Source organism: Pseudomonas versuta (genome assembly GCF_001294575.1).
Lineage (GTDB): Bacteria > Pseudomonadota > Gammaproteobacteria > Pseudomonadales > Pseudomonadaceae > Aquipseudomonas > Aquipseudomonas versuta.
Window position 1 is genome coordinate 2,649,874 of record NZ_CP012676.1, and the last position, 14,283, is coordinate 2,664,156.

Below are 14,283 nucleotides of genomic sequence, written 5' to 3' on the forward strand. Positions count from 1 at the left end.
GCGTATTGCTGCCCGCTATGCTCACATGTGCGAGGGGCGCTTATAGGCGGGACGATGGGACAGCCCAGTAACGGCGCGGGCTGCGCTTGACCCACTGCTGTTGAAAGCAGCGGGACAAGGTGGGCCATAGATAATGGGTGAGCAAAGTGAGAGGCATCGATCACGCAGCTTTTTTCCCGAGCAGCAGTTCAGCAATACACTCATGAGCTTCGTGCAGCCGCTCGTAGTAGGTTTTCCTGCAGCACCCGCAGTGGGCGATCTTCTGCGAAAGCAAGCTGTCGTGGTTGCAGTAGTGCTCGCGCACCACCACCGCAAGCTGCGGGGGCAGGTGTTTATTGACGATCAACTCAATGTCGGCCGACTCATCGAGCAGTACCCGACTACCCCGCGTGCCGCGAATCAGCTCGCCCTTGGTCTCCATCAACATGGCAATCATGTTGCCGCTGCCAGTGCCTTCGGGCGCTGCGCTATGCAGGTCCTCAGCCCAGAGCTTGAGCATGGCGTCGATATGTTTAATCAAAGCAAGGCTCCTCGGTCTTCTGCACCTGCAGGGCTGACTGGCCGCCCCAGTTACCAGGCTTCTTGTAAGCCCAGGGACGCTGCCCGCTTTTGGCCAGGGCTGGCAGACGCACCCGACGCCAACCAAGCCGGTGCATGATCGCGCCGACACGCATCTGCTCGGGCTTGCCCCAGTGGCCGAAGTCGAGTTTGAGTGCGCTGGCCAACACTTCGCTGCCGCTGGTGGTTTCGCCGATCTGCGACTCTTCCAGCCAGTTCAGGATCGGGCCTTCCCATTCATCCACCACAAAGCGCTCGTCCTGGGCTTCGGAGAACATCGCGGTTTCGTCGCGGTTGACCCACCAGATCTCACCTGCCTCATAACAGAACATTGCCTCGGCCCAGAGCTGGTCACGGATCTCGCGCAGTTGCTCGAGGTCGACCTTGGTGCAGGCCACTGGCCAATAACGGCGGTTGCCCGTGGCGTCCTTGAGGTATTCGTCCTGGTTGGTGGTACCCACGAAAACACACTGGCGTGGCACGTCATTTGTTCTGCGGCCGTAGCTCTCGCGGTAGGTGTCGGTGGACGCCGAGAAGAACTGCTTGGCCTTGGTGCTCTCAGCCTTGTTGAAGCTGTCCAGCTCGCCCAGTTCGATGATCCATTTGCCACGGATCGCCTGAAAGCCGTCCTTGTCGCCCAGGGCAAACGGCGTATCCATAAACCAGTCGCCGCCAAGGATCCTCATGGCTGTGGACTTACCTTCGCCCTGCCCGCCCTCGAGGATCATTACCGAGTCAGCCTTGCACCCCGGGCGCATTACCCGCGCCACTGCTGAGATCATCCAGCGCTTGCCGACCTTGGCGCTGTAACCGCTTTGGGTCACGCCCATCACCGTGTTGAGCCAGGTATCGAGGCGCGGCACCCGATCCCATTCAAGCTTGTTCAGGTAGTTACGCACCGGGTGAAAGGAGTTGTCATGGGCCACAACGCTGACCGCCTCGATCACGCTTGAGGCTTTGACCCGCAGGTTGTATTGCTGGGCCAGCCACTTCATCACCCGAATATCGTCGATATCACCCCAATCCCCGGTACCGCCGCCATAAGGAGGCGTGCGTAATTTGACGATTTTGGAGCTGAAGGCGCTGAAGCTGATAACACCGGCCCAGCGCTCGTCGTTGCCCAGGATCAATTCGACGTTTTGCATATGGGCGATCAATGAGCCGTTTTCAGTTCGTGCCAGCTGGTCTTTCCATCCACCTGCAGCAGGCGGCCTGACCACCGACAACACCTGGCGGCGGACTGCATCCAACCCTTCGGCACAATGCAAGTCATTGAAGTCGGTCCACTTGATCTCGCGCTCGCCCGAAAACACCGGACCAACCACCTGACCGCCAACGATCAAGGCCGCGTTGCTGCCCTTCTCTTCGCCCGGGTTCCAAGGCTCGCCGTTGGCGCGTTTGGTCTTCCAGTCATCGTCGCGGCAGACGATCAGGGCGCGGCCCGGGAAACGCTCGCGCATGGCCTTGGCCACCACGCTCAAATTACCCGCGTCAAACGCGATGGCCACCGTCAACGAGGTGGCCATATGCAGGCTTGCGCCAGTGGCGTAGCCCTCACAGACCAGTACTGGCTCGCCCGGCTCAGGGTGAGGGCCAATCAGGTGGAAGGCGCCTTCCTTGGACATGCCATAAGGCCAATAGGACTTGTCGCGGCCAGTGTCCTGCTGCTTGTCGGGGTAGATGACCTGCAGCCCGACGATCTGATCCCGAACATTACTCATCGGTACCAACATAGCACCAGAGCGCGGCGCGTAGCGGACACCCATACCGACGATCTGTTTACGATCCAGATAAGCGCTACGACCCTTCTCCGGCATACGCTTAAACAGGCCAGATGCACGATTGGCAGCACGGCGGGCGGCGTTCGCGGCAATCTCGGCGGCGCGGCGTTTGCCTTCCTCCTGACGAGCGCGCATCACGTCGCGTTCTTCCTGGCTCATGCGGCCGGCCTTGACCTTGATCTTGTTGCTGTCGCCCGAACGCCAGTCACCGAAGCTGCCGAAAATCAGCGTCTCGTTTTTCTCGGTGCGGTGTTCATGGATGACATACCAGCCGTTTTTCTCTTTGCCCTTATCCTGCGTGGTCTTGCAGCGGGTCAACTTGCCGAACGTGAGTGGTTGCGCAGGCTCAAGGCCGTGGTCAGCAAATTGACCAAGTACGTCATCGAGCATAACGGGTACCTATCTGTTCATTAAGTTGCTCGCACTCGGTGCAACGGGTGCAATTAGTCACGGCAAGACGACGGGGCAAAGGAATGGTCGAGTCGCAATCCACGCAGAACTCGTAAGACTCGAACACCGGTTTCGCTTTGCGCGCGGCTAGTGCCCTGTCGATGCGCTCCTGCACCAGGTCGTTAGCAAAATCTGCGATATCAGCCACGGTCGGTACCCCGCGTGGTCGAGTTGACGTAACAGGCACGGTTGTACAACGACAGCAGCCCCTGAATGCCGCGAAACACTTGCAGGCGAATGGCTGCCAGCTCGCTGTCACTGATCGCACCGTCTCCGATGCTTTTTGCCCAGGTATCAGCCAGGTCGGCAACCTGTCGAAAATACGCGGCAAGACCGGTGGTCAGCGTCTCCGGCATGTCGTCGGTGTAAGCCTCAGCCAGTTCCTGCCAGATCGTGTCGCCCACCAGCGCGTGCACCGCATCAAGGATGCGGCGGTCTTTGGTCAGTTCCAGGATCTCGGCAAACTCTTGAATATTTACTGCGTGGTTTGGATGTGTCGGGGAGAGTTTGTGCTGCAGCGTGGTGGGATTGCGGCCTGTGGTGGCAGCGATGGCAGCAGCACCGCCCGGGTAGTCTCGGGCAGCGTGGTAGAGCGCCAAATCGAGCGGCAGAATTTCGCGGCGCGCTCGCTGGGTGCAACTAAGAGCAATACGGCTCATGGCATTAATCCTTAATGTTGCCAGTGCCGCGCGGCGTGTTGTGGTGGTACATTTGCCGCGTGGCTTGTAAGGGCCCAAAAAGCCGGTCTAGATTCTCAAGATCGAAACCGGCACCGTGCCGAGGTAAGCGATCCGTCGCTTACCTCTGGCGCAACAGCTGCCAGATCTGTGGTGGAGAAGGCAGCAACCCAAGGCTTCCGAGCCTTGGAAAGCGCGGTTAAGGGAGGCGGAATTGCATGTGGTGTGCCCGCCTACCTTGACCGCGACCCGGCGACACTGTGGTGGTGTGTGCCGGGAGGAACTGGGCGGCCCTTGGGTCGCCTTTTTTCTTTCTCGATTTCTTAAGCAGCTTTAACCGGAGTGTCCATGCCAGGTGGAAAAACATCGTCTAACGTGCACTTCACACCCAACTGGTTAAAAGCAACGACTATCGCGCGGCACTCAGCCAGTCCAGCAGTGCGCCTGCCTGCTTCATAGTTACTAACTCTCGCTTGAGTCCATCCGAGAGCAGCTACCAGCTGCCTCTGCTTAATACCCGACTTTTCTCTTTGCTGTGCGATGCAATTCATCATCTCTTCCTTCAGTGTCACGCCGCCACATTAAACACATAACGTGTGATTTTCAACACGCAAAGTGAGAAAAAAACATTTCGATACGTGGTAAAAAAATCACATGAACACATTAGGCTTACGTATCAAACAACTAAGAAAGGCAAAGGGCATGAGCCAACAAGCTCTAGCCCTTGCTTGTGGGTGGGAATCCCAATCTCGCATTGGTAACTACGAGAAAGGGACTCGTCAGCCAAACTTAGAAGACATGGAAAAAATCGCTTCCGTCCTCGGAATTACCCTTCCTGACTTGGTAGCTGGTAGAGACCGCTCCGAATTAGAAAGCTTGCCGGATATAGTCCAAGGTCGCGTCCGCTCTGAAGATGGCCTCGTAAAGAGTTGGGGCCGCTCAGGTGACAAAGATCAACCAGTAAGCAGCTGCGTAGGCTGGGCAAAGAAAGGGATAGTTCCAGTGGTAGGGAATGCACAATTAGGTAATGAGGGCTATTTCGAGACATCAGACTTACCTCCAGGGCACAGTGAGGGGTATTTAGAAATTCATAGCGATGACCCCGATGCTTTTGGTCTGAGAGTTTTGGGCGATAGCCTGCTTCCCCGGATCAAAAACGGAGAATTCGTGCTCATTGAACCCAACAAAAGCTTCATAAGCGGAGATGAAGTCATGGTTCGTACCAAATCTGGGCGCACCATGATCAAAGAATTTATCTACCTACGTGACGGGATGTATCGGCTTGATAGCGTAAATGCTGAGCATGTCACCATTCACATTGCACAAAGCGACGTAGAAGAGATTCACCTTGTCGGTGGCATCCTCAAATCATCACGGTTCTTACATTCAGCGTCCGACTTTTAATAACATTTATCTGCGCGCGAAATTTAAATTGACACAGATAAGCACGATACGTGATATTTGCCTCGTTCTCCACCACAGAGCGAGGCAACACCATGCACACCACAGCAACCCTGCACGTCCACCCAGCGTGCGCCAGTAACCGTCGTCTGATCGAGCAGCTGCAATCTACCACCGGCTGCCTGGTCATCCTCCACAACAATAAGCCCCGGCTGGTTCCGCACAGCAACCGCCCGGCCCCGTTCGATCCGAACAATGGGGGGCATGCAGCATGAACCGGTTTTCTTTGGCTGATAAAACCCATCGTCTATTGGCTGCACAGGTCAATTTGAACGGCACGTTTCACCACTCGTGCAACTTCAAAAACACCAATCTGCCGTTGATCTTCGTGCTGCAGGTTGAGCGCGGTTCCTCCGGCACGCTCTTCACCATTGTTACCGGCGACGAGAAACACAGCCTGACGGTGAACAGTGCCGACAAAGACAAGCACCTGGTGCTCGCTGACTTTATTGAGTCCATCGCCAATGGCCGCGTGGATACTGCCGAGCCAGCAACACCGCGCGCGCGTGCTGAATCTGTCGACCGCGGCCAACTACTGGATACCAATCAACAAGAGCAGCTGCACCAGCTGGTACGCCAAGGCGGCTCGTTGAAGCTCGATATCGGTCTGGATGAGGCCGTTAGCCTGGCAGTGCATTGCACGCAGAGTCGTAAAGGCATCACGGCGATTCTGGTCGCCGGCGACAGTTGCCAGTGCACTCAGTGCTTTACGGCCTATGGCGACGACCAGCACAGTTTTAACCGGCTGCTGCAGTCGCTCGATCACTTGGTCACGTCGGCAGCTCCTGCCGCGCTTGCAGCTTAGGGGGGGTTATGGAACGCACCCTCGCCAAAGCCGCCGTCTGCCTGGGCACTACCCGGCCAAAATTGATCAAGTTAATGCGCGAAAAAGGAGTGCTCAACGAGCGCAACTTACCCGCCTTCCCGGTTCGGGATCGGGAGTATCTGCGGATCAAGGACAGCAACTGGTTCCACGCCGAACTCGGCATGCAGTACAGCCAATCAACCCGTGTACGTCAGCCCGGTATCGCTTGGCTGGCCAAACAGTTGGGCCTGGCCCTTCCAGCAATTCCGGTTAATCACCGTGACGTGGCCTAGGGAATACGCTCGGCAGATCGTGGCCATGCCGACACGCAAGGAGCGCAACGCGGCGCTCCTGGAAGTGCCGGAACATTTGCGTGAACTGACCAAGCGCCACTGCCTTAATGCCTGGAACCACCCGGCCCGCCGCCCAACCAAAACGAGCAAGCCAGAACATGACTAAAGCCAACCAAAACCCGCTGCGGTTACTGCCTGCACCGGACGCGGCCACCGTGGAGCTGCTGTATCGCAATTTTGGTGATGTGCTGATCCCGCTCGACAAGCTGCGCGAACAGTACTTTCGCTACCTGAATGAGCAGTCGTTCATAGCGGAAATCATCAGCGGCCGTATTCAACTACCCATCACCACGCTCGATAGCAGCCGCAAGGCAACAAAGTTTGCCCACATAAAACACGTTGCCGCACTGATCGACATCCGCGCGTACAAGGCCGACGAAGAATTCGGCAGATCTCAAGGCAATACTCCAAACCAAGACGAATAAACCAGCGCTGCCACCACCAGCGATACACCAGGAGCACACCACATGACCTCTGTTCAGATCAGCGCGCTGATCATTCTGATCCTCAGTACAGTCCTGCTCTATTGGATCGGCTACCGCAACGGTCTGGCCGATGGCCGTAGCACCGACTCAACTCCCGGCCCCCGGAGAAAAGCGGCATGACCCACTCACTGACCAACCGCTTGACCCTGCCCGCTTTACTCCGCAACACCAGTGGGATCGACACGCCTGTAACAAACAGTCTCTGCTGCGCAGCAGCAGGCATTACTAAAGCTTTTCGTGCCACTGCGGGGGAGCTTATACCCCACATAAAGCTGCGCGAGGCAGCCCATTTTGATGCCCCGCTAAACGCTAAAAATCGCCCGCCCGCGCAGCCTGCCTTAGGGTATATCCGCTTCCTGCTAGCACTAAACCAGCATGAGTCGATGGCCAGACTTATGCTGATACCCGGTGTAGGGAGAAAAACGGCAGGTCTTATCCATGCTGCCTGTTTCCAATGGGTAGATCTCGAACATCCTCGCTGTGATTTACATTCTGATCCACTGCCGGTATGCCATATCGCACCAAGGGATATTGAGTATTTGCAAGGAGGATCGGATCGGCATGCCGTCGTTCGTGCTGGCGAGGTATCTAAATACAAGCTGCCGCTCTATGCCCGAACCGATACAGACGAAATTGGGTATTGGAGATCAGTCGCACATTCATATGAGCACAGCATCCTCGACTTGCAGAAGGAGCGAGAGACTACCCTCGCGCATCAAGCCGAACTGAGTTCACTGCTCTTTGAATGGCAGCACAGTTACAGCACCGGTACCACAGTCCATCAAGGACTACACGACAGAACTGACCTAGCTCTGTCCACAAAGGCTCAGAACTCGGAGCCGAGAAATGACTAGTCGGAGAGTGTACCAACGGCAAAAAAAACTGAGCGAAGGTGTCTATCTGATGAAAACCCCCGAATTTCAGCTCATCGACGGAATCACTCCAGATATAGGTGCTTACATCGAGGTTTCAATTCCACATGCCTGGTTGACTGATGAGGCTTTCAAAAGTCCTGGAGATTTCGAAGCAGATTTTTTTATTGATGTTCACGACCTAATCCAAAAACGCATTGATGAAGGAGAATGTGAATTCAGCCGCCCCTGCACCTCTGAAGTAAAAAGCACTATCGCTATGCTCAGAAAATATGCAGATCTGCTTGAGAATAGCTTTGTTTTGGCATCCGATACTGTCGCGAAAAGCATCGACGGCGAGAGAGCACAAGTTAACGGGGGGTGGACTGATGAAGAATAGTTACCGCCAAGACCAAACTCTCGCCGGACAAACAAGCAAACGTCCGAATACAAAAAGCCACAGAGCCACTGTTGGGATGGATTTGTCGATGCGCAAAGAGCTGATCAAAATTAGCGAATACCAACGCCGCCGCTGGGGTGAGAACGGGACACCGCTCTGCTCGCAAGCCATCCGCAACTACATCCGCAACGGAAAGCTGCCGGGCGAGCAGATAGGCTCGCTCTGGTATGTGGACTGGAACGCACTGAACATAGCTGACGGCAACGATCTGGTCGCAATGGTGCTGAGAGGAGTTGCCTGATGGTTCCACGGCCGCGCAATAGTGCGAACAAGCATCTGCCGCAGAACCTGTACTTTGATTCACGGCGCTCGACCTACCGCTACCGTCGCCCCAGCGACGGTAAGTGGTTTCAATTCGGTACCGATCGGATCAGGGCAATCGATGCTGCAAAACAGCTGAACCTAGCCTTTATGCAAGGCGCGGATCTGGTCCGCTCTGTCATGGGCAATCCATCGGGCTCCTTTGCAGGCTTTCTGGATAAATACGAAGCCGAGATCCTACCTCCTCGCGAGCTGGCCAAAGGTACGCTTGGACTGTACGCCGTTCACTTCAGACGCTTCCGAAAGCAGTTTGAAGGCAAAGCAGTCGATCAGATCACCATACGTATGGTTGCAGAGTTGCTGGACACACTGACCCCCAGGAGCGCCAATCAAAGTCGCGCTCTGCTGGTGGACATTTTCAATCATGCCGCGTCCAAAGGCTTATGCCCGGACAACCCGGCATCGAGCACCATCAACCGTATCGAGAAGAAACAACGCAAACGCCACACTGTGGAAGGTTTGAAGGCGATCAGGGAGGTGGCACCACCCTGGCTGCGCAACGCCATAGACTTGGCGCTGATCACTGCTCAACGTCGCTCCGATATTCTGGACATGCGCTTTGACGGTGTTCGGGATGGCTTCCTGTACCTGGTACAAAAGAAAACTGCCAAGGCCAGTGATACTGCGTGGATTCGTTTCAAGGTGACTGACGAGCTGCAGACCGTCATAACCCGCTGCCAGGACAACGTCGCCTCCCCTTTCCTGATTCATCGCAAGCCGCAACGACTGCTACAAAAGCAGGCACAGACCAAAGAGCACTGGACCAAAGTTGAGGATCGCTTTCTAACGCGGTCATTTAAAGAGGCCCGAGAACTTGCAGGCTGTTATGCGGATTGGAAAGAAGAGGAAATGCCGGGCTTTCACGAAGTGCGCGCGCTATCGCTGCACCTGTACAAAAGAGCCGGTAAAGATGGCCAATCCATTGCGGGCCATGCCAGCGAGACCATGACCAAGAACTACCAGAAAGACCACGCCGATGTGATCTGGTCGGATGCGATTCCGGACCTGAATATCAGTGAAATCACCGGATAGTTTTGCGCGCATTTTGCGCCAGTTTTGCGCAGGCCAGAAACGAGAAAGGGGATCAAGCACCTAAGTACTTGATCCCCTTACAGAATATGGTCGGGACGGAGTGATTCGAACACTCGACCCCTAGCACCCCATGCTAGTGCGCTACCGGACTGCGCTACGCCCCGACTAGGCGTTACAACTTGATGGAACGTCGAGAAATATACCTTAACCTTTTGAAATACGAAAGTATTTTAAGGCCAGAATTATTTACGAAGTACCAGCAAAACATCCTCCAGCTCGGAGATCGTCTGGCGGATCAATTGTTTGTATTGCGTGGTGTCATCTTTGGCTTCATCGCCGGAAAGACGCAAGCGCGCTCCGCCGATCGTGAAACCTTGATCGTAAAGCAATGCACGAATTTGCCGGATCATCAGCACATCCTGGCGCTGATAATACCGGCGGTTTCCGCGACGTTTTACGGGATTAAGCTGAGGAAACTCTTGCTCCCAATAACGAAGCACGTGCGGTTTTACCGCACAGAGCTCGCTGACTTCGCCAATGGCGAAGTAGCGTTTGCCCGGAATCGGCGGGAGCTCGTCGTTATGACTTGGTTCCAGCATAAGCCTCTACTCGGGCCTTCAACTTCTGCCCTGGACGAAAGGTGACCACACGGCGAGCCGTGATCGGGATTTCCTCTCCCGTTTTCGGATTGCGGCCAGGCCGCTGTCGCTTGTCACGCAAATCAAAATTTCCGAAACCGGACAGTTTGACTTGTTCATTGTCTTCAAGAGCGTGCCTGATTTCTTCGAAAAACAGCTCGACCAATTCTTTGGCTTCACGTTTATTCAGGCCCAGCTCTTCATAAAGACGTTCCGCCATTTCAGCTTTCGTCAGAGCCCCCATACGTCACTTCCTTAACGTGGCGTTCAACCTTTTTTCGAGCGAGGTGAGGATGTTTTGTGTCGTGGTATTCACCTCATCGTCATTAAGAGTGCGCGATGGATGCTGCCAGGTCAAGCCAACTGCAAGGCTTTTTCTATGCGGATCAATGCCTTTACCCTGGTAAACGTCAAATAACCTTAGGTCTGTGAGCCATTCGCCTGCATTTTCACGTATTACTTCCAGTACCGCACTGGCTGCTACATCACGATCAGCCAACAGCGCCAGGTCACGACGCACTTCAGGAAAGCGCGACAACTCCTGGAATTTAGGCATTTTTCCCAATGCGACTTCTGCAAGAACCAGCTCAAAAACAAATACTGGACGGTCAAGGCCAAGATTTTTTGACAGTTCAGGATGGATCGCACCGACATAGCCGACTTCGCGACCATCACGTTCGATACGTGCGGTTTGACCCGGGTGCAACGCAGGGTGTTTCCCCGGCACAAAGGTAAAGGAATCCAGAGCACCAGCGAAACCTAGCACGGCTTCTACATCGGCTTTGACATCAAAGAAGTCAACGACGTCGCGCCCTTGTGCCCAACCCTCTGGAAGACGACTGCCACAAACCACACCCGCTAGCATTGGTTCTTGCTTTAGACCTTCCAACTGACCGACAAAACGCAGGCCACTTTCAAACAAGCGGACGCGATCTTGCTGACGATTCAAGTTGTGCTGCAACGACTTGACCAGACCTGGCCACAAGGAAGCACGCATCGCGGCCATATCGTTCGAAATGGGGTTAGCCAACAACAGAGGCTCGACGCCCGGGCTGAACAGTTCGAACTGTTTCGGATCAATAAAGCTATAAGTAATAGCTTCCTGGTAGCCGCGAGCTACCAACAAACGACGCAATTCCGGCAGATCACTGCGTGCTTCAGCCTTGGCCTGAGGAGCCAAGCGGGCTTGCGGATAGCGGACTGGCAAACGGTTATAGCCGTAAAGACGAGCCAACTCTTCGATCAAATCAACTTCAAGGCTGATATCGAAACGATGACTAGGCACTTCTACACGCCACTGCCCGGCACCGTCAGTTGATATGGCCAGACCCAACGCGCTGAGCAGACGCTCGATTTCAGCTGAATCCATTTCCATGCCCAGCATCTGGCTGATACGCGCAGCACGCAAGGTGATCGGTGCGATCGAAGGCAGATACTGCTCGTTGACCGTCTCAATAACCGGACCGGCTTCGCCGCCAGTGATTTCCAGCAGCAAGCCTGTAGCACGCTCCATGGCTTCACGGGCCAGCTTCCAGTCCACACCACGCTCATAACGATGCGAAGCATCAGTGTGCAGGCCATAAGAGCGGGCCTTGCCGGCCACTGCAATTTGGTCGAAGAAAGCACTTTCGAGGAACACATCACGGGTCGAAGCAGAAACGCCACTGTGCTCGCCCCCCATCACACCAGCAATGGCCAGCGCACGGGTATGGTCAGCAATCACAAGCGTATCGCTACGCAAAGTAACTTCCTGCCCATCCAGCAATACCAGCTTCTCGCCTTCTTCAGCCATGCGCACACGGATACCACCATTGATCTCGGCGAGATCAAAAGCGTGCAACGGTTGGCCCAGCTCAAGCATCACGTAGTTAGTGATGTCGACTGCCGCATCAATGCTGCGCACATCCGCGCGCCGCAGACGCTCAACCATCCACAGTGGCGTTGGCTTTGACAGGTCAACATTGCGGATGACACGCCCCAAGTAGCGTGGGCAAGCTGCAGGTGCAAGCACTTCAACCGGACGTACTTCGTCGTGCACTGCAGGGACAGTCGCCACTGATGGACGTGCGACCGGGGCCGCATACAATGCCCCTACTTCACGAGCCAAGCCAGCCAGAGACAGGCAGTCACCACGGTTAGGGGTAAGGTCGACTTCAATGCTGGCATCTTCGAGGTCCAGATATACGCGAATGTCTTCGCCTACCGGCGCATCTGCCGGCAGTTCCATCAAGCCATCATTGCCTTCGCCCACTTGCAGCTCTGCTTGCGAGCAGAGCATGCCGTTGGACTCAACGCCACGCAGCTTGGCTTTTTTGATTTTGAAATCGCCGGGCAGCTCTGCCCCGATCATGGCGAACGGGATCTTCAGGCCCGGGCGCACATTGGGCGCACCGCAAACTACCTGAAAAGTCTCTGTACCATTGCTGACTTGGCAAACACGCAGCTTATCGGCATCCGGGTGCTGCTCTGTGCTGAGCACTTCACCAACTACAACGCCACTGAATACACCGGCGGCCGGGGTAACACTATCGACCTCAAGACCGGCCATCGACAGACGAGCAACCAGCTCATCGCGACCTACCTGCGGGTTTACCCAACCACGCAGCCATTGTTCACTGAATTTCATCCTGCTCTCCTAAGAATTCGTTACGACTAGCGAAATTGCGCGAGGAACCGCAAGTCGTTGTCGAAGAACAGACGTAAGTCGTTCACGCCGTAACGCAGCATGGCCAGACGCTCAACGCCCATGCCGAAGGCAAAGCCCGAGAACTCTTCCGGGTCAATCCCGGACATACGCAGCACGTTCGGATGAACCATGCCGCAGCCCATGACTTCCAGCCAGCCTGTCTGTTTGCAGACGCGACAGCCTTTACCGCTGCACATCACACATTCCATATCCACTTCAGCGGATGGCTCAGTAAACGGGAAGTACGACGGACGGAAACGCACGGCAAGTTCTTTTTCGAAGAACACCCGCAGGAACTCTTCAATAGTTCCTTTAAGGTCCGCGAAGTTGATATCGCGATCGACCAACAGGCCTTCTACCTGGTGGAACATCGGCGAATGGGTGATATCGGAGTCGCTACGGTATACACGTCCTGGACAGACAATGCGGATCGGCGGCTGCTGCGATTCCATGGTGCGGACCTGTACCGGAGAGGTATGGGTGCGCAACAGCATATTCGCATTGAAATAGAAGGTGTCATGCATCGAACGGGCCGGGTGATGGCCAGGGATGTTGAGCGCCTCGAAATTGTGATAGTCGTCTTCGACCTCTGGACCTTCGGCAATGCCGTAGCCAATGTGGGTGAAGAACTGCTCGATACGCTCCAGAGTCCGAGTAACCGGATGCAGACCGCCTGAGGTCTGGCCACGGCCAGGCAGGGTCACATCAATTGACTCGGCAGACAGTTTGGCGGCCAGTTCGGCCTCTTCAAACAGTGCCTTGCGAGTATTGAGAACCTCTGTGACACGCTCCTTGGCAACGTTGATCAGAGCACCGACCTGCGGACGCTCTTCAGCCGGCAAATTCCCCAGGGTCTTCATCACCTGAGTCAATTCACCTTTTTTACCAAGGTATTGAACCCGGATTTGCTCCAGGGCATTGATATCTTCAGCGCTTTGCACAGCCTCTAGTGCTTGAGAGACCAGCGCATCCAGGTTTTCCATGTACAGACTCCAGATACAAAATAGGGGAAGAGCTTGAAGGCTCTTCCCCTATTTAAGACGTTTAGCACCAGAGCTCACACAGGTAAGCTCTGGTAACTGTCGGGGGTACTTAAGCCAAGGTGGCTTTAGCTTTCTCGACAATCGCAGCAAACGCCGCTTTTTCGTTCACTGCCAGATCAGACAGAACCTTACGGTCGATCTCGATGGAAGCTTTTTTCAGGCCGGCGATGAAACGGCTGTAGGACAGACCGTTGATACGAGCACCAGCGTTGATACGAGCGATCCACAGAGCGCGGAACTGACGTTTTTTCTGACGACGGTCACGGTAGGCGTATTGGCCTGCCTTGATTACCGCTTGCTTGGCAACACGGAATACGCGTGAGCGTGCGCCGTAGTAGCCTTTAGCCAGTTTCAGAATTTTTTTGTGACGTTTACGGGCGACAACGCCACGCTTTACACGAGCCATGAGTTACTTCCTCTATTCTTGACCGAAATTAGCAAAGGCGCAGCATGCGCTTCACTTTTGCCACGTCAGACGGATGCAGCAAGCTGCTACCGCGCAATTGACGCTTACGCTTAGTCGACATTTTGGTCAGGATGTGGCTCTTGAAAGCGTGCTTGTGCTTGATGCCGTTAGCAGTTTTCAGAAACCGCTTAGCAGCACCACTCTTAGTTTTCATCTTTGGCATGTTCGGTACTCCGCATTCAGTTGATAAACATAATCAAAAGGCCTGCCGTGCCC

General features: G+C 55.1%; 22 protein-coding genes and 1 tRNA gene. 11 read left to right on the forward strand and 12 right to left on the reverse strand.

What is annotated here, in order from left to right; genetic code table 11:
- Positions 1-160: 160 nt before the first annotated feature.
- The 5 genes from AOC04_RS11590 to AOC04_RS11605 form a co-directional block, all read right to left on the reverse strand.
- A complete protein-coding gene (locus AOC04_RS11590) occupies positions 161-520 on the reverse strand; it encodes a PA0613 family protein (RefSeq protein WP_060693505.1) in 360 nt (119 codons plus the stop codon).
- A complete protein-coding gene (locus AOC04_RS11595; RefSeq protein WP_060693507.1) occupies positions 513-2,729 on the reverse strand; it encodes a virulence-associated E family protein in 2,217 nt (738 codons plus the stop codon). Before AOC04_RS11595 ends, AOC04_RS11590 begins: the two co-directional genes overlap by 8 nt.
- Complete coding sequence (locus tag AOC04_RS23495; protein WP_073514933.1) at positions 2,719-2,937, reverse strand: TraR/DksA C4-type zinc finger protein; 219 nt, start codon at positions 2,935-2,937, stop codon at positions 2,719-2,721. Before AOC04_RS23495 ends, AOC04_RS11595 begins: the two co-directional genes overlap by 11 nt.
- Complete coding sequence (locus AOC04_RS11600) at positions 2,930-3,448, reverse strand: phage regulatory CII family protein (protein ID WP_060693510.1); 519 nt, start codon at positions 3,446-3,448, stop codon at positions 2,930-2,932. The genes AOC04_RS23495 and AOC04_RS11600 overlap by 8 nt, the downstream gene beginning before the upstream one ends.
- 341 nt (positions 3,449-3,789) lie before the next feature.
- Positions 3,790-4,020 carry a helix-turn-helix transcriptional regulator gene (locus tag AOC04_RS11605; RefSeq protein WP_418054947.1) on the reverse strand — a complete coding sequence of 77 codons (231 nt, stop codon included), beginning with the start codon at positions 4,018-4,020 and terminating at the stop codon, positions 3,790-3,792.
- Positions 4,021-4,168: 148 nt separating this feature from the next.
- Here AOC04_RS11605 and AOC04_RS11610 point away from each other — a divergent pair, with 148 nt between their 5' ends.
- The 11 genes from AOC04_RS11610 (at position 4,169) to AOC04_RS11650 (ending at position 9,234) form a co-directional block, all read left to right on the forward strand.
- Positions 4,169-4,870 (forward strand): XRE family transcriptional regulator, encoded by a 702-nt coding sequence (locus AOC04_RS11610; RefSeq protein ID WP_237178867.1) that lies wholly within the window; start codon positions 4,169-4,171, stop codon positions 4,868-4,870.
- Positions 4,871-4,962: 92 nt separating this feature from the next.
- Positions 4,963-5,142, forward strand: coding sequence for a hypothetical protein (locus tag AOC04_RS11615; RefSeq protein WP_060693516.1), 180 nt, complete (start codon positions 4,963-4,965; stop codon positions 5,140-5,142).
- Positions 5,139-5,732, forward strand: coding sequence for a hypothetical protein (locus AOC04_RS11620; RefSeq protein WP_060693518.1), 594 nt, complete (start codon positions 5,139-5,141; stop codon positions 5,730-5,732). The genes AOC04_RS11615 and AOC04_RS11620 overlap by 4 nt, the downstream gene beginning before the upstream one ends.
- 8 nt (positions 5,733-5,740) lie before the next feature.
- Positions 5,741-6,025: a phage antirepressor KilAC domain-containing protein gene (locus tag AOC04_RS11625; protein ID WP_060693519.1), complete on the forward strand. Its 285-nt coding sequence runs from the start codon at positions 5,741-5,743 to the stop codon at positions 6,023-6,025.
- Positions 6,026-6,050: 25 nt separating this feature from the next.
- Positions 6,051-6,191: a hypothetical protein gene (locus AOC04_RS23955; protein WP_167344882.1), complete on the forward strand. Its 141-nt coding sequence runs from the start codon at positions 6,051-6,053 to the stop codon at positions 6,189-6,191.
- Positions 6,184-6,510: a pyocin activator PrtN family protein gene (locus AOC04_RS11630; RefSeq protein ID WP_060693521.1), complete on the forward strand. Its 327-nt coding sequence runs from the start codon at positions 6,184-6,186 to the stop codon at positions 6,508-6,510. Before AOC04_RS23955 ends, AOC04_RS11630 begins: the two co-directional genes overlap by 8 nt.
- A 42-nt stretch (positions 6,511-6,552) precedes the next feature.
- Positions 6,553-6,690, forward strand: coding sequence for a hypothetical protein (locus AOC04_RS23800; protein ID WP_157883480.1), 138 nt, complete (start codon positions 6,553-6,555; stop codon positions 6,688-6,690).
- A complete protein-coding gene (locus AOC04_RS24190; protein WP_237178868.1) occupies positions 6,687-7,424 on the forward strand; it encodes a hypothetical protein in 738 nt (245 codons plus the stop codon). Before AOC04_RS23800 ends, AOC04_RS24190 begins: the two co-directional genes overlap by 4 nt.
- Positions 7,425-7,473: 49 nt before the next feature.
- Positions 7,474-7,821 (forward strand): hypothetical protein, encoded by a 348-nt coding sequence (locus AOC04_RS11640; protein ID WP_125863001.1) that lies wholly within the window; start codon positions 7,474-7,476, stop codon positions 7,819-7,821.
- 88 nt (positions 7,822-7,909) lie between these two features.
- On the forward strand, positions 7,910-8,122 hold the full coding sequence (locus AOC04_RS11645) for a hypothetical protein (protein ID WP_060693524.1): 213 nt from the start codon (positions 7,910-7,912) through the stop codon (positions 8,120-8,122).
- Positions 8,122-9,234, forward strand: coding sequence for a phage integrase Arm DNA-binding domain-containing protein (locus AOC04_RS11650; RefSeq protein WP_060693526.1), 1,113 nt, complete (start codon positions 8,122-8,124; stop codon positions 9,232-9,234). The genes AOC04_RS11645 and AOC04_RS11650 overlap by 1 nt, the downstream gene beginning before the upstream one ends.
- 87 nt (positions 9,235-9,321) lie before the next feature.
- Here AOC04_RS11650 and AOC04_RS11655 read toward each other — a convergent pair.
- The 7 genes from AOC04_RS11655 to rpmI all read right to left on the reverse strand — a co-directional run bounded on the left by AOC04_RS11655 (position 9,322) and on the right by rpmI (position 14,230).
- Positions 9,322-9,398 (reverse strand) — tRNA-Pro (locus AOC04_RS11655).
- A 78-nt stretch (positions 9,399-9,476) separates the two neighbouring features.
- Positions 9,477-9,833 (reverse strand): MerR family transcriptional regulator, encoded by a 357-nt coding sequence (locus tag AOC04_RS11660; RefSeq protein WP_019829202.1) that lies wholly within the window; start codon positions 9,831-9,833, stop codon positions 9,477-9,479.
- The gene (gene ihfA / locus AOC04_RS11665; protein ID WP_002553164.1) at positions 9,814-10,116 is read right to left on the reverse strand and encodes an integration host factor subunit alpha; all 303 of its coding nucleotides are present in this window, start codon (positions 10,114-10,116) and stop codon (positions 9,814-9,816) included. Before ihfA ends, AOC04_RS11660 begins: the two co-directional genes overlap by 20 nt.
- A 3-nt stretch (positions 10,117-10,119) precedes the next feature.
- The gene (gene pheT / locus AOC04_RS11670; RefSeq protein WP_060693529.1) at positions 10,120-12,498 is read right to left on the reverse strand and encodes a phenylalanine--tRNA ligase subunit beta; all 2,379 of its coding nucleotides are present in this window, start codon (positions 12,496-12,498) and stop codon (positions 10,120-10,122) included.
- Positions 12,499-12,524: 26 nt separating this feature from the next.
- On the reverse strand, positions 12,525-13,541 hold the full coding sequence (gene pheS, locus AOC04_RS11675; RefSeq protein WP_048369332.1) for a phenylalanine--tRNA ligase subunit alpha: 1,017 nt from the start codon (positions 13,539-13,541) through the stop codon (positions 12,525-12,527).
- Positions 13,542-13,650: 109 nt separating this feature from the next.
- Positions 13,651-14,007, reverse strand: coding sequence for a 50S ribosomal protein L20 (gene rplT, locus AOC04_RS11680; RefSeq protein ID WP_003442184.1), 357 nt, complete (start codon positions 14,005-14,007; stop codon positions 13,651-13,653).
- A gap of 28 nt (positions 14,008-14,035) precedes the next feature.
- Positions 14,036-14,230 (reverse strand): 50S ribosomal protein L35, encoded by a 195-nt coding sequence (gene rpmI / locus AOC04_RS11685; RefSeq protein WP_003442181.1) that lies wholly within the window; start codon positions 14,228-14,230, stop codon positions 14,036-14,038.
- Positions 14,231-14,283 lie beyond the last annotated feature (53 nt).